This is a genomic window from Sphingomonas sp. UYP23 (genome assembly GCF_054059235.1).
Genome location: NZ_JBSSBX010000001.1, coordinates 1,025,234 through 1,039,366 on the forward strand (window position 1 = coordinate 1,025,234; position 14,133 = coordinate 1,039,366).

Consider the following 14,133-nt stretch of genomic DNA (forward strand, 5'->3'; position numbering starts at 1 on the left):
ATCTGCGGTTGTGCAACGACTAGCCAACGGCTCGCTGCACCGAGCAAGTTAGGGATAAACACCACCCGGATCACCTGCGGCGCATGTCATACGGCTGACTGCGTCACGACCATCACCCACATCGGACCTACCGATTGTCAGCATCGGATGCTTATAAAACCTGGGTCGACGCCACCGCTGCCAGGACCAAGAACCTTCTCAAATCGCTTCCTCCTGTCGACTGTGGTCAGCTCTGCGCCGCGTCAGCGCCGCGATCATCGCCGGCAAAAACAGCAACACGAGGGGGACCGACGCGGTCAACCCGAATATGATTGCAGTCGCAAGCGGCTTCTGCAGGCCAGAACCGCGACTCATCCCGAGCGCCAGCGGCAACAACGTCAGGATTGCGATAAACGCCGACATCAGGATCGGCCGAAGCCGTTTACTGGCCGCCTCGCGGAGCGCACCTAGGTCGACCACCTTTTCTCGATCGATCTCGGCGAACAGGAAAATAATGAGCTCCGTGACCATCCCGATTACCATGGTCAGCCCCATCAAAGCCGAGATGTCGAGTTCGATACCCGTTACCCATAGCCCCATCAGCACTGCTGCTGCGGATAACAAGACAGTAACGAGGGCGGACAGCGTCCAGATCAAACGCTCGAACAAGAATGTCAGAAGCAGCGCGGTCAGCAAGAGCGCGGCGGCGAACACCATAGAAAGATCAGAGAAACTTTGCTGTTGCTGGGCATACAATCCGCCATATTCGACGCGGATCGAACCCGGGAGGTTCAGTGCGGAGACGTGCGATCGCACCTCCTTCATGGCAGAACCCAAATCGCGTCCCTCTAGCCGCGCCGTAACCGCGATGAACGGGGCGAGGTCTTCGCGGGTCAATTGCTTCTGCCCAGCGCTGATCGATATTTTCGCGACCTGATCGACCCGAACGGCATGCCCGTCGGGTGCTGTAAGGATCAGACGGCCAAGTTCCGATGCGCGAGATCGCAAATCGGCCGGTGCCCGAATTCTCACATCCACCAATTGCTCACCGATCCGCACTGGGGTTGCTGTAGTACCGCCGACCAACGCCTGGAGTTGGGTTGCTACAGCATCAGGATCGAGACCCTGAAGCGCCGCAGAGGCAGGGTTGACCGTGATGTCGATCGCATCGCCGGAGACGCGCAGGCCATCGACCACCTCGACTACACCCGATATGCCGCCGATAGAGGCCCCCACGCGCTTGGCCGCCTGTTCCAGCGCCGCGGGATTCTCGCCGAACAGTTTCACCTCAATCGGCTGCGGCACCGCGGTGAGATCGCCGATCAGATCCTCCATCAGCTGCGCGGTTTCGATCTGGAGGCCAGGAACCTGAGCGTCGATCTTCTGCCGGACTTCGGCCATCACCACATCGATTGAACGGCGCGAACCACCCTTCAGGCGGATGAAGTAATCTCCTTCATCTGCCTCGGTGAGGCCTCCGCCAAGCTGCAGGCCGGTGCGGCGGGAATAGCTCGCAACTTCAGGCGTCGATGTGATGATCGTCTCTACCTGACGAAGCAACCGATCGGTATCTGATAGCGCAGCACCCGGTTGCGCCTTGTAGTCGAGGATGAACCCTCCCTCATCCATGTGCGGCATGAACCCTGATGGGACGTGGCTCCACGCGGCATAGCCAAGGACCGCCATTCCAATGCCCAACAGTGCTGCAAACAGTCGCGGTTTAGCGAAGCTACGGTCAGTCGCGCGCGCATAACCACGATCGAGGCGGCTCATGAACCCTCCGGCTTTTTCGGCAGCCTCGGCATCTTTCTCCCGCAGCCAATAGGCGGACGCTAGCGGGATTACGAAGCGGGCATACAACAGCGACAACGTCAGCGCGGCGACCATGGTCAGCGCAAGCGCCTTGAAGAAGCCGCCAGTCACTCCGCTGATGAGGGCGAGTGGCAGGAAAACCACGATCGTTGCCGAGGTCGAACCAAACAAGGGTGAGCTCATCTCGGCTGCCGCTGCTAGGATCCCCTTTACCCCTTTCGCCGTTCCCTCCTGCATGCGGCGCATGATGTGTTCGAGCATGACGACGGCGTCGTCGACGACGAGGCCAACTGCCGCTGCCATACCGCCGAGCGTCATCATGTTGAAGGTCATGCCGGTCGCGAGCAGGATGAGGCCCGTGCCCGCCAGAACAGCGGGCAGCATCAGGCCGGTGATCACCATCAGTCGGGCAGAGCGCAAGAATACGAACAGCACGACCCCGGCCAGCACCGCGCCCAAGAGGATTGCGTCCCGTACTGCGTTTGCGGCCCCCGTCACGAGTTCCGACTGATCATAGAACGGTGTGACCTTGACGGATGGAGGCAGGCCGAGCGTTGCCAGTCGCGCATCGACCTCATTCACGATCTTCGTCGTATCGCCGTTCAGCGCCTGACGAACGTTGACCAAAACGGCGCGCTGGCCACCGGCGGTGACCAGGGTATAGCTTGGCGCGGTCGAGACGCGGATGTCGGCGATTTGCCCCAGCGTGGAGACGCCGACTTCCGGTTGGTTTTGAACACCGGTGCCGCGGGATCCCGCCTGGGAAGGGGCATTCGGCGCGCTCGCCGCCTTTAGTGGGGTGGAGGAAATGTCGGCGATCGTCGCCAACCGGTTTTGCGCCAGGACCAGATACAGCCGATGCCGATCCTCGATCCGACCGACTCCGCGAACGTCATTCGCCTTGGTCAAAGCGGTCACCACATCCTGCAGACTCAGTCCCAGAGCCTGCGCTTTGGCTGGGTCGATATCGACCGCGAACTCGCGAGGGCTTCCCCCGAGCACGTCCACGCCTGCGACCCCACCAACGGCCGTCAAAGCAGGCCGTACCGTCAACTCCGCGATTTGTCGCAAGGCCTCCTGATCGAGACTCTTCGACGTAAGCGCAACTCCAAGCACCGGAAAGATGGTCGGATCGGAGCGGCGAACGTCGAACCTGGTGCCGGCAGGCAGATCGGGCACTACAGTGGCCAGCGCACTCTGCGTCGCGAGCGTCGCCGACACCATATCGTGGCCCCAGGCGAAGTTAAGCGCGACCTCGGCGGTCCCACGACTGGTTGTCGAACGGATTCCGGAAACGCCGGGCACCGCGCGCAGCGCGATCTCGATCGGCCGCGTGATCTGCGCAGTCATCTGCGCCGCGTCACGTTCACCGGCGTCGATCGACACGACAACCCGCGGGTAGTTGATGAACGGAAATAGACTGACCGGAAGCTTTATGGCGGCAGCCACGCCGCCGAGCGTCAACAGGATCGCCGCAAGCCAGAGCGCGCGCGCATGAAGAGCGATACCTCTCTTCACTTCGTGCGGACCTTCATGCCGTCCTCGAGCGCCGTCCCACCATCGGTCACGACCCTGTCGCCCGAGCTGACGCCCTTGGCGATCGCGATGCGATCGCCGCCGGTCGGCCCGGTCTGGACGTCATGACGGTGGGCGATGCCGCTCGCGACCACGAAGACGTATGGCTGGCCGCCATCATCGAGCAACGCCTGATAAGGAATGGTCACCGCGCTGCTTTGGGTCTGCGTGGCAACTTCACCCTGCAGCACCTCGCCAGAGCCGATGCCGAGGGACGGAGGCAGAGTGGTGAACACAGATTCGAGGCGGGTGTTCGGGTTTACGACCGGATCAATCGACTGGATCGGCACGGACACGGTCGCGCGGCCCTTGGTGCCGGCGATTTTGATCTGTGCACCAGGCGACAAGGTCCTTGCGACCATGGGATCGGCCCCGAAGCGCGCACGCAGACCGCTCCCGTTCGTGATCATCGCGATTGACGCGCCCGCCTGAACGAGATCACCGGGATTGTTGGCGACACTCGCGACATACCCTGCAGCGGGGGCTGTCAGCGCCAGGCTACCTGCACGACCGCGCAAGCTTGCCAGCGTTACGTCGGCACTCTGCGCCGCAGCCCGCGCCGTTTCCACATCGGCGTCTCCAACCAGTCCGTCTTTACGAAGCCGCTGCGCGCGAGCGTAGGCAGCATCGGCGGCGCGGGCATCCGCAGAGGCCTTTGCGAGATCGAGGCGGGTATTAGGTGCCGGAGACAACTGAACGACCAGTTGACCGCGTGTGACCCTGGTTCCGACTGGCGCCACGATGCGGGCGACGATGGCTTCAGTCGGTGCCGACAACGCGATGCTTCCGCCAGGTCCCGCCTCCGCGACGCCGTAGAGCTTCACGGTCTCGGCAATCGAGCCCTGCGTCGCCTGCGCGAGCGTGACCAAAGCAGTGGGAGGTGTCGCTTGGTCGGCGCTGCTGTCGCTTCCGGAGCAAGCAGTGAGAAAAAGGCCGACAGCAGGACCGAGCAATTTCAGATTCATGGCCATGTCTCTTTCGGTGTTCCCGTCAGCAGTTCGAGCGCGATCGTCTGCTCTTCGATGTCCTGCGTGGTCTGCGCGAGCAGCGTCTCCTGGTCGCGCAGCGATTGCGCGGCGGTTTGGGCAGTGGCGGGCGGCAGATCGCCACGTTTCCCGGCACGCGCTGTTGCCACCTCGAACCTTTCGAGCGCCGGCAGCCCCTTGAGCACCGTGTCGCGTTGCGACCGGGCGATCGCGATTCCTCCCACTGCTGCTTCTATCTGGGCGCGGGTCTGAAAGACGCGGGCGTCATATTCAGCCCTCAGTGCTTCTCGCGTCGCGCGTTCCACCGCGATGCCACCTCTGTTGCGGTTCCACAGCGGCAGCGTGAAATCGATGACTGGTCCGAGCAACTGGTTGCCGGCCGAATCCCGGTTTGCATTGACGCTCAGCGCAAGCGTTGGAAACTGGTTTAGAATGGCAAGCCGCACAGCCGCCTCCTGTGAAGCGTAACCCGCCTGAAGCGCCTGGAGATCGGCCCGCTCGCGCAAAGCGACCGCAAAAAGCGCCGAGGGCGAGACCGGTTGCTTGGGGAGTGCAAGCGGTGCCAGCTCCAGCTTCGTTGCTGGCGGGAGACCCAGCAACCGCGTTAGTTCGTAACGCGCTGCGGTGAGGTCGCGTTCGCTCGTACGGACCTGTTGCTGGGCGCTGAAGGCTGCGAGCCGCGCGGCTTGCACCTGCTCCGCGCCGATGTCGCCGCGCCCCGCTGCTCGCAACGTTCGGTCGAGCAAAGATGTCGTCGCCGCGAAGCTTGACCGCGCGAGTTCATAAATCCGCTCCAGACCTGCGATCCTTACGACCTGGATCCGCGATTGACCTACGGTTTGCCACTCTGCCCAAGCGAGATCCAGTCGGACCTGCCTTGCTTGCGCGCCCGCCGCGGCAATGCGCGCATCGCGCGTGCGAAGCGCGTTGATGTCCTGTCCCAGGGCTCTTGTCAGGTCGAGGAGCGGATCTGGTCCGCTTAATACCTTGCTCGCCCCTATACTGAGCGTCGGATCGGGCATGAGGCGCGCTACAAATACCTGCGCGTCGGCAATCCCTGCTCGCACGCGCATCGCCTTAAGGTCGGGATTGGCGATTACCGCAATGACGCCCACCGCGTTGAGATCGAGCGGTTGCGATAGGTCGATCGACGTCGGTTTTAGATATGGTCTGTCGATCGTCGTCGCGTCGTGAGCCAGCACCGCCTTGATCGAAGCAAGCGAAAGGTCATTTCCGCCAGCCAGGGGCAGCGGCACAGGATGGTAGGTGGCGCAGCCCGAAGCCAGTAGGGCGAAGGAACAGGCGAAATGGCGTTTCATCGTTCGAGCAGCCTCGGCAAGATAATTGTGACGCGCAGCCCTGGCTCGTTGTCGGACAGAGTAACGCCGCCTCCATGCAACATCACGATGGCCGATACGAGATTCAGACCCAGACCGTTGCCAGGGGTGGTCCGGCTGGCATCTAGTCGTACGAACCGGCGCAGTATGCGGTCATGGTCCGCCACGGCGACACCCGTTCCAGTATCGGAAACGATGATGCTGGCTGATGCTTCGTCGTGCACCATCTCGATCGTGATCTTCGTTCCGGTCGGCGTATGGATTTGCGCATTTTCAAGGAGATTGATGATCGCCTGCGCCAGCAGTTCCCGATCCGCAGCGATGAAGACCGAACCTTCGATGGTGCACCGAAGAGTGCGTCCGCCGTCTACGACCGCAGGTTCACAGCTTTCGCAGACGTCCTGAACCAAGGCGACGAGATCGACGGGTGCAAACGATTTTATCAGCTCGCCGCCTTCGACTTCCGAAATCCGCAGGATCGCGGCGAACAAGTCGAGCAGATCATCGCTTTCCCGAAGCGCGGCCTGAATGGCCGTATGCTGTGTTCCGGGCGGCGCATCGTCCGCGAGCGCGCGCCCAAGTCGATTGCGCATCCGGACCAGGGGCGTACGCAAATCGTGCGCGAGATCGCTGGAAACTTGCTGCAAATTTTCCAGAAGAAGGGCGATGCGGTCGAGCATCGCGTTCAGCGATGCAGATACAGCGTCGAACTCGTCGTTGCGCGCGCTGACCGGCATCCGCTGGCTGAAATCGCCGGCCATCACCGTGCGCGCGGTCCCGCTGATCCGGCCGAGCCGATGGCGCAGATAGCCCCCGAGGATCAACGCTCCTGCGGCGCCAGCCGTGAGGACAAGAACGAATGCACCGCCGAACAGCACGAGGATCGTATGGTCGATCCGCTCCAGCGCTTCCGTATCCGCCGCCACCATCAAGGTAATGTTTTCAGGCAGGTTCGTGGCTAGGGCTCGCGCCGGATCAGACCCCTCCTCGGGATCGACAAAGACAATGTCGTGCCACCCTGGGCCCTTCGGTTTGGTATTCAGGCCGCCGGCGATGCGCTTGCCTGCACTGTCGAATAGGGCGTAGCTGAACGAATTGGTCGGATGGCTGGCTTCGCGCGCATCGATCCGCTCGCGAAGATCGCCGAGGCCTTCATCGCGATAATCCCGCAACAGCGACGCGGACTCTTCGGCGATTGCGGCATCCTGCTGCTGCCTGAAGCTTCGATCGGCCGCCAGGAAGACGATCGCCCCCAAAACGGCCACTAGCAACGCGAACCCAGCTGAATAGGTGAATGCGATCCGATACGCCGCACTCGAGCGACGTTCAGGCATCGGTGCGTATCCTATATCCTACGCCGCGCACAGTCTCGATCGGATCGAAATCAAAGTCGAAATTCAACTTCGCCCGCATGCGGCTGAGGTGGCTATCGACGATATTTGTTTTGGGGTCGAAATGATATCCCCAGATCGTCTCCAGGAACATAGTCCGGGTGACGATACGCCCAGCGTGACGCATCAGCTGCTCAAGCAAAGCAAATTCCCGTGGCTGCAAGGCGATGTCGCGACCGGCGCGTTTCACGTTGCGGTCGAGAAGATCCAGCGTCACGTCGCCCACGGTAAAATGCGTCTGCGGCTCACGGATCGTAGGGCGGCGGGCCAGCGCCGCGAGGCGGGCAGCGAGTTCGGAAAAGGCGAAAGGCTTGACGAGATAGTCGTCTGCGCCTGCATTGAGTCCGCTAACGCGGTCCGCGATTCCGCCAAGAGCAGTCAGCATGAGGACCGGGGTCGAGATGTCCGCAGCCCGCCATCGCTTCAGGATTTCGACGCCGTCCATTCCAGGTAACATTCGGTCAAGGATCGCTACCTCGAACACCTCCACCGAACCAAAATGCAATGCATCCAACCCCGACCGGACACACGTCACGACGTGGCCGAGTTCGCCGAGCGAATGCTCGAGGAACTCGGCCAAATCATCGTCATCTTCTGCGATCAGGACGCGCATCACATCGCGGCCGCGACGAAGGGCAAAGTGTCAGTCCTTTTCATTCAGACCTTCAAATTTGTCTTCGACGATGCGTCCAGTATTGGCGTCCACACCGATTTCGTGGATGCGCGTTCCCTGTCGGATGTCGAACGAATACCGCCAGCCGCCACCTTCCTTTTCATATTCAGCATCGGCGATTTTGCCGGGCGCCTTGTTGAGCGCGATCGCGCGCGCTTGCGCCATCGACAATTTAGCCGCTGGTTTGTTCGGTGCAGCAGTGGCCATGGCGGGAACCAAACCGGCAGCAGCGGCGGCCATGGCGAGGAGAGGAAGCTTGTTCATTTTTAGTCCTTTCTAAAGTTGCTCTTCGTCGAGCACCTCGGATTGGTACGCCACCTTACATTGGGCCATTGATGCGGCCGCGTTATAAAAACCCAATGTTAGATTCGTTGGACTTTATAGTCGTGGATCAGGCACATCGATCACGGTGGGGCGTCAATGGAGGGAACCGCAGGTGCACGCCGAGCGCAACCCTGGTCCTCCTCGTCGGGGCCAACCTGCTCATCGTAGTCGGTCGGGGTGGGCTGCGCGATCACGTGCGAAGCTCGGCATGGTACTGGCGGGCAGCCGGGGCTTCTTCACGTCACCTAACCTGCTAAGCAATCGATAATTGGACAGTCAGGCCGATCATCCCCCTGGCAGGCTTGGGCGAGATGGATGAGCGAGCGTTGCATCGCTTCCAGCGCTTGAGCCTTACGCCCCAGCTCGGCCGCACGTGCTTCCGCCAGGGCCTTCACCTCGGCGCTGGATCGCGCGCGATCGGACCACAGCCCGAGCAGCCTCCTAATCTCCTCGATCGGAAATCCCAGATCACGCGCGTTGGCAATGAAGCGAAGGCGGTGAACGTCGGGGTCGGCATAGTCGCGGTAGCTCCCCCGCCTGGGCGGCGCGGGCACAAGGCCAATCTTCTCGTAATGGCGGATCATGCGCTGCGAGACGCCGCTGGCATCTGATGCCGCTCCGATGTTCATAGCTTCACCGTGTTCAGCCGCAGCGCATTGAGGACCACGGTAAGGGACGAGAGCGCCATCGCCGCGCCGGCCAGCATCGGCGAGAGGAGGATGCCCGCCACGGGGTAGAGCACTCCGGCCGCGACCGGCACGCCGATCCCGTTGAACAGGAACGAGAAGAACAAGTTCTGACGGATATTCCGCATCGTCGCGTGTGCGAGCTTGCGGGCACGCACGATCGCCGAGAGATCGCCGCGCGTGAGCGTTATGCCGGCGCTTTCGATCGCCACGTCCGTTCCCGTACCCATCGCCAGACCAACATCGGCCGCGGCAAGGGCGGGAGCGTCGTTGATGCCGTCGCCGGCCATTGCAACCTTGGCACCGCTCGCCTTCAACTCGCCGATGATGCGCGCCTTGTCCTCTGGGCGCAGACCGGCGCGCACGTCGTCGAGTCCGCCCACGGCGCGCGCGACCGCGTTGGCGGTCGTTTGATTGTCACCGGTCAGCATGATGACGCGAAGCCCCTGCTGGCGGAGCGCGGCAATTGCCTCCCCGGCGTTGGCACGCACCGGATCGGCGACCGCGAGCAGGCCGGCAAGCGCGCCATCGATCGCCACCAGGATTACGCCTGCACCCTCGCTACGATGACGATTGGCATCGGAATCTACGGCCTTAGAATCAGCGCCAATTCGGCTCATTTGCTCGGCGTTCCCGATCACGACCGAACGGCCATTGACCTTGGCGCTGACCCCTAGACCGGTTTGCGAGGCGAAGTCCGTAACCGTGCCGAGCTGCAATTCTCGATCCTTGGCGGCAACGACGATCGCGTGTGCGAGCGGGTGTTCCGATTGCCTTTCGACGGCCGCAGCAAGCGCTAGCATGTCGTTCTCCACGACCGAGCCGATAGTCTGGACCGCGATGAGCTTAGGCTTGCCTTCCGTGAGCGTGCCCGTCTTGTCGATGACCAATGTATCGACCTTCTCTAGCCCCTGTAGCGCTTCCGCGTTCTTCACCAGAACGCCGACCTGAGCCCCGCGGCCCGTCCCGACCATGATCGACATGGGCGTAGCGAGACCCAGCGCGCAGGGGCAGGCGATGACGAGCACAGCAATGGCATTGAGCATGGCGTGGCCCATGCGCGGCTCAGGACCGACCAGCGACCAGACTACGAACGTCGCGATAGAAACCAGCACGACCAACGGCACGAACCAGCCAGACACCTGATCGGCAACAGCCTGGATCGGGGCACGGCTGCGCTGCGCGTCCGCGACCATGCGGACGATCCGCGCCAGCATCGTATCCGACCCGACCGCGCGGGCTTCCATGACCAGGCTGCCCGTGCCGTTGACCGTTCCCCCGGTGACGGCAGCCTCGACTTCCTTGAGGACAGGGGCAGGCTCGCCGGTGAGCATGGATTCATCGACCGAGGAGCGTCCCTCGACCACCACGCCGTCAACCGGGATCGCATCCCCGGGACGAACGCGTAGCCGATCACCGGCCGCCACATCGGCAAGGCTGACTTCCTCCTCGGACCCGTCCGATCGCACCCGGCGCGCCGTCTTTGGGGCAAGATCCATGAGGGCGCGGATCGCGCGTCCCGTTGCAGCCCTGGCACGCAGTTCAAGGACCTGTCCGAGCAGCACCAGCGCCACCACTACCCCGGCCGCCTCGTAATAGACCGGCACTACGCCGCCGTGCATGCGGAAGGTCGGGGGGAAAATGCAGGGCGCGACCGTCGCGACCAGGCTGTAGAGGAAGGCGGCACCGACCCCGATTGAGATCAGCGTGAACATATTCAGATGGCGGGTTCGAAGCGAGGTCCATCCTCGCTGAAAAAACGGCAACCCCGCCCACAGTACGATAGGCGCGGTGAGCGCAAGCTGTACCCAAGGGGAAGCGGCAGGACTGACGACATGGATGCCGAGCATTTCGGCGACCATCGATATTGCCAGCAGCGGCACCGCGAGCACTCCCGCCACCCACAGCCGGCGCGTGAAATCGATCAGCTCAGGATTAGGCCCATCATCGAGCGACGGTTCTTCCGGTTCGAGCGCCATGCCGCAGATCGGACATGTTCCCGGTCCCTCCTGGCGGATTTGCGGGTGCATGGGACACGTCCAGATAGCTCCTGGCGTTGCCGCTGCCTTAGGCTTCGGCTTGTCGCCGAGATAGGCGTCAGGGTTGGCGACGAACTTGGTCCGGCAACCGGCGCTGCAGAAATGATAGGTTTGGCCGGCGTGCTCGGCATGATGCGCCGTTTTCGCCGGATCGACCGTCATCCCGCACACCGGGTCCGTAACCGTCGCTACGCCTTCAGAAATTTTGCCGCCAGCGCAGCAACCTCCAGCCTCAGGGTGATGCTCGTCGTGTTTGGCCGTCTCTGGAGTCCCCTCAGCCGCTTCACCCGAGCAGCATGCCGCTGGCGCGGGAGAGACAGTCGCGGCCGCAGGCTCAGTGGTACTCCGCCCGGAACAGCCGCACCCGCTGGCTTGAGGCGTATGGGAATGAGGGTCGTTCATGGCGTGAGACTCCTTCTACCCGAGGGCATGTAGGGTCTGACATCGTGTCAAGGTCAAGCCCGCCTACCTAGACTCTACGCGGCCGGGGTCGGTTGCCCTTGGAAACAAGCGGTAGCGATACGCCGATTGATCCATCAGAGCAGGAAGCCGGGAGCCAGACTACCGCCCGGCCGATCCTCACATCGCCGATGCAGGGGGAGCGAGGGTCCCCAGCCAGGCGACGAGCCCCAGGATGACGACGATGCACCCGGTTTCGGTTACGAGGCTCACGCGCAACGTACCCAGAGCCCTGCGATGATCGGCACTGGCGATCGATCGCTCGAAAGTCGGCGTCAACCGAAAGCGGTTGAGGGCGGCAAGACCGAGCATAACTGCAAACAACACCAGCTTCGCGAGCAGGAGTCGACCATAGAGCGACTTGCCAAGGTCCGTGAGGTGGTCGACACCGACCAACATCCAGCCGTTGATCAAGCCGGTGATGACGATCGTAGCGACTGCGATAGTTCCGACTATCCCGAACCCGTGCAGTGCGCGGTGCGTCAGTTCAAGGTGTGCTGCATCGACTCGCGCAGCGGGCCGGGAGACGAGGAGGATTAGCCCGAACAAGGCCCCGACCCAAGTCGCCGAAGCGACGAGGTGTAGAATATCGGCGCCGAGGTGAACCCAGCCGATCGCGGCGTCATCCATCGCACCGTGCCCGGTCCATGCCAGCGTGCCGATCGCAACGACGCCGCAAAGCGCGACGATGCACAGCCAGATTCCGTGGCGAGCAATCATTATTGCCGCCACACCTGCGATAACGAGCGCGACCATGCGGAGCTTCCAGGCCACCCCGATCGCAGAGCCGGTGAGCAGCGCGCCGATCGCTTCGCCATCGATCGGCCACGCTGGCGTTCCCGCCAGCGAGGAGGCCATCAGCACGATCCAGGCGGCCGAGAATAAGAGGCCGAGGGCGGCGCTGCCGACCAGCCATGCGCGCAGCGCGAGCGCATCACCGCGCTCGTCAGCTCGCAGCCCATAGAGGCCGAATGCCGCGAGGCCGAACAGCGCCGCCAGCGTCAGGTAGAACGCGAAGCGGATGCCGATCAGCGACCAATCGGTCATCGTCTCACTTCACCGCAAAGGCATAGCTTCCGGCGACCTTGTGCGTGTCTGTCGACACCACCTGCCATGCCACGCTGTAGCGGCCGTGCGGGAGCGAGCCGTTGGGAGTGACGATCAGCGTACGGCCATCAGGCCCCAGCTTTGCTACGCTTGCCATCTTCATGGCTGCCATCCCGGGCATGGCCGCCATAGTCAGTTCTGCCTTGGAAAAGGCTGGCATCAGCTTTTCGCTGGAATGCAGCTCGATATGCGTCGGCTTGGCAACGGTCGCATTCGCGGCCGGGCTCGCGGACAGCAGTTTGGGGTGAGCGCAGGCGGTGCCGGCGAGTGCAAGGCTTGCGGCAGTGGCGATCAGGACAGGGAAGCGGCGCATGGAAGGCTCCTTCGTAATGGGGACTATCCTTCGTTACGCGCCCCAATCGACTACCCCTCGAAAGGTCGTGTTCAGGGATTGGGCTGCGGCATGCGTAACCTATGCTAGAGGGGTGGAGTGAACGACATGGATGACCTCGACGCAGTATTGACGAGGATGGCGCACGCTCCCGTGGCCGCCAGCCTCGACGGAATGGAAGCCAGAGTGCTTGCGCGCATCGCGGCGCGGCCAGCGGCGCGAGCCGGCACCGGCATCGGCGCGGTGACGATCGCCGTAGCGCTCGTCATGGGCGTATTTGGCGCGGGCTTTCCGGCCAGAGAGGCCGGGGCGGTGTCTGCGCTCTCGCCACTCGGGCCGATGTCGCCGCTCGCCCCGTCGATCTTGCTTGCCGGCGCGCCATGAGCGGTCGCGTCCGGCTGATATTGTGCGTGATCGCCTGCTTTGTTGCGGCGATCGGCGGTGTGTTCATCGGGCGGGCACTTCTCCCCTCGCCGGTGCAGCCCGGCGCGGAGCTGCACGAGGTGTTGCATCATAAGCTGGCGCTCGACGCAGACCAGCAGGCACGCCTGCAAGTCTTGGAACAGCGCTTCGCGGTCCAACGCCGCGCCTTCGAGCTGGAGTTGCGGGCCGACAATGCCCGTCTCGCGGAGGCTATCGAATTCGAACACGGCAACGGACCGCGCGTTGTCGCGGCAGTCGATCGGAGCCACGCCGTCATGGGCGAACTTCAGAAGGCGACGCTCGCGCATATATTCGCCATGCGACAGCTTCTCCGGCCCAACCAGACCGGGCAGTTCGACCAGGCGGTGGTCAAGGCGCTCACCGACGATCAGCGTTGAGCCTCGACTGGACCTCGCTCACCGAGGCCGAGCTTGCGACGCTCAGCATCGCGGGGCGAGAAGCGGCCTTTGCCGAGATCATGCGTCGCCATCGGCAACCGATTTTCCGGATGGTCCGCGCCTGCGTCGGTGAACCCGACGAGGCGCTGGACCTGTTGCAGGAGACCTTCGTCGCCGCGCACCAGGCCATGCCACGTTACGATGGCAATCGGTCGATGCGGGCGTGGCTTTCCACGATCGCGCTCAACAAATGCCGTGATTGGGGACGTAAGCGGACCGTGCGCCGCTTCCTCTCGTTCGCGATCCCGGTCGGCATCGAGGCCGAGGCGGTTACAGACGATCAAGTGCCGATCGACGACGCCGCCAGCGATCGGCAGGAGCTGAACCGGGTGACGCGCGCCATCGCTGCCCTCCCCGTTGCCTTGAAGGAGCCGCTAGTGTTGCGGACGATCGAAGGCTTGAGCCAGGCGGAAACTGCTGCGGTGTTGTCGATCAGCGAGAAGGCTGTGGAAACGCGGCTTTATCGCGCGCGTGCCAAGCTGCTCGAGCAATTAGGCGATCGTTGAGGGGTAGCACGACGGACCGCGTATCAAGGCTAGGGGGACATCCCCGA

Annotated in this window: 13 protein-coding genes; 3 read left to right on the plus strand and 10 right to left on the minus strand. The window is 63.0% G+C overall.

The features are described from left to right. Window positions 1–198 precede the first annotated feature (198 nt). From ACVWYO_RS05130 to copC, 10 genes are all read right to left on the minus strand, one after another. Window positions 199–3,309 carry an efflux RND transporter permease subunit gene (locus tag ACVWYO_RS05130; RefSeq protein WP_457349061.1) on the minus strand — a complete coding sequence of 1,037 codons (3,111 nt, stop codon included), beginning with the start codon at window positions 3,307–3,309 and terminating at the stop codon, window positions 199–201. After that, window positions 3,306–4,331, minus strand: coding sequence for an efflux RND transporter periplasmic adaptor subunit (locus tag ACVWYO_RS05135; RefSeq protein WP_457349062.1), 1,026 nt, complete (start codon window positions 4,329–4,331; stop codon window positions 3,306–3,308). Before ACVWYO_RS05135 ends, ACVWYO_RS05130 begins: the two co-directional genes overlap by 4 nt. Further along, window positions 4,328–5,671, minus strand: a complete 1,344-nt coding sequence (locus tag ACVWYO_RS05140; protein WP_457349063.1) for a TolC family protein — start codon at window positions 5,669–5,671, stop codon at window positions 4,328–4,330. The genes ACVWYO_RS05135 and ACVWYO_RS05140 overlap by 4 nt, the downstream gene beginning before the upstream one ends. Continuing rightward, a complete protein-coding gene (locus ACVWYO_RS05145; RefSeq protein WP_457349064.1) occupies window positions 5,668–7,023 on the minus strand; it encodes a sensor histidine kinase in 1,356 nt (451 codons plus the stop codon). Before ACVWYO_RS05145 ends, ACVWYO_RS05140 begins: the two co-directional genes overlap by 4 nt. Beyond that, a complete protein-coding gene (locus tag ACVWYO_RS05150; protein WP_457349065.1) occupies window positions 7,016–7,693 on the minus strand; it encodes a winged helix-turn-helix domain-containing protein in 678 nt (225 codons plus the stop codon). The genes ACVWYO_RS05145 and ACVWYO_RS05150 overlap by 8 nt, the downstream gene beginning before the upstream one ends. 30 nt (window positions 7,694–7,723) lie before the next feature. After that, window positions 7,724–8,017 carry a PepSY domain-containing protein gene (locus ACVWYO_RS05155; RefSeq protein ID WP_332794787.1) on the minus strand — a complete coding sequence of 98 codons (294 nt, stop codon included), beginning with the start codon at window positions 8,015–8,017 and terminating at the stop codon, window positions 7,724–7,726. Window positions 8,018–8,322: 305 nt separating this feature from the next. After that, entirely contained in the window at window positions 8,323–8,706 is a 384-nt protein-coding gene (locus ACVWYO_RS05160; protein WP_457349066.1) for a MerR family DNA-binding protein, read from the minus strand. Beyond that, the gene (locus tag ACVWYO_RS05165) at window positions 8,703–11,006 is read right to left on the minus strand and encodes a heavy metal translocating P-type ATPase (protein ID WP_457354870.1); all 2,304 of its coding nucleotides are present in this window, start codon (window positions 11,004–11,006) and stop codon (window positions 8,703–8,705) included. The genes ACVWYO_RS05160 and ACVWYO_RS05165 overlap by 4 nt, the downstream gene beginning before the upstream one ends. A gap of 375 nt (window positions 11,007–11,381) precedes the next feature. Further along, a complete protein-coding gene (gene copD / locus ACVWYO_RS05170; RefSeq protein ID WP_457349067.1) occupies window positions 11,382–12,308 on the minus strand; it encodes a copper homeostasis membrane protein CopD in 927 nt (308 codons plus the stop codon). A 4-nt stretch (window positions 12,309–12,312) separates the two neighbouring features. Continuing rightward, window positions 12,313–12,681, minus strand: coding sequence for a copper homeostasis periplasmic binding protein CopC (gene copC, locus ACVWYO_RS05175; protein ID WP_457349068.1), 369 nt, complete (start codon window positions 12,679–12,681; stop codon window positions 12,313–12,315). Between the two features lie 126 nt (window positions 12,682–12,807). Between copC and ACVWYO_RS05180 the strand changes: the two genes are divergently transcribed. The 3 genes from ACVWYO_RS05180 to ACVWYO_RS05190 are packed head-to-tail and all read left to right on the plus strand — an operon-like array spanning window position 12,808 to window position 14,086. Continuing rightward, on the plus strand, window positions 12,808–13,083 hold the full coding sequence (locus ACVWYO_RS05180) for a hypothetical protein (RefSeq protein ID WP_457349069.1): 276 nt from the start codon (window positions 12,808–12,810) through the stop codon (window positions 13,081–13,083). After that, entirely contained in the window at window positions 13,080–13,520 is a 441-nt protein-coding gene (locus ACVWYO_RS05185) for a periplasmic heavy metal sensor (RefSeq protein WP_457349070.1), read from the plus strand. The genes ACVWYO_RS05180 and ACVWYO_RS05185 overlap by 4 nt, the downstream gene beginning before the upstream one ends. Next, window positions 13,517–14,086 (plus strand): RNA polymerase sigma factor, encoded by a 570-nt coding sequence (locus ACVWYO_RS05190; RefSeq protein ID WP_457349071.1) that lies wholly within the window; start codon window positions 13,517–13,519, stop codon window positions 14,084–14,086. Before ACVWYO_RS05185 ends, ACVWYO_RS05190 begins: the two co-directional genes overlap by 4 nt. The last annotated feature ends 47 nt before the right edge of the window (window positions 14,087–14,133 follow it).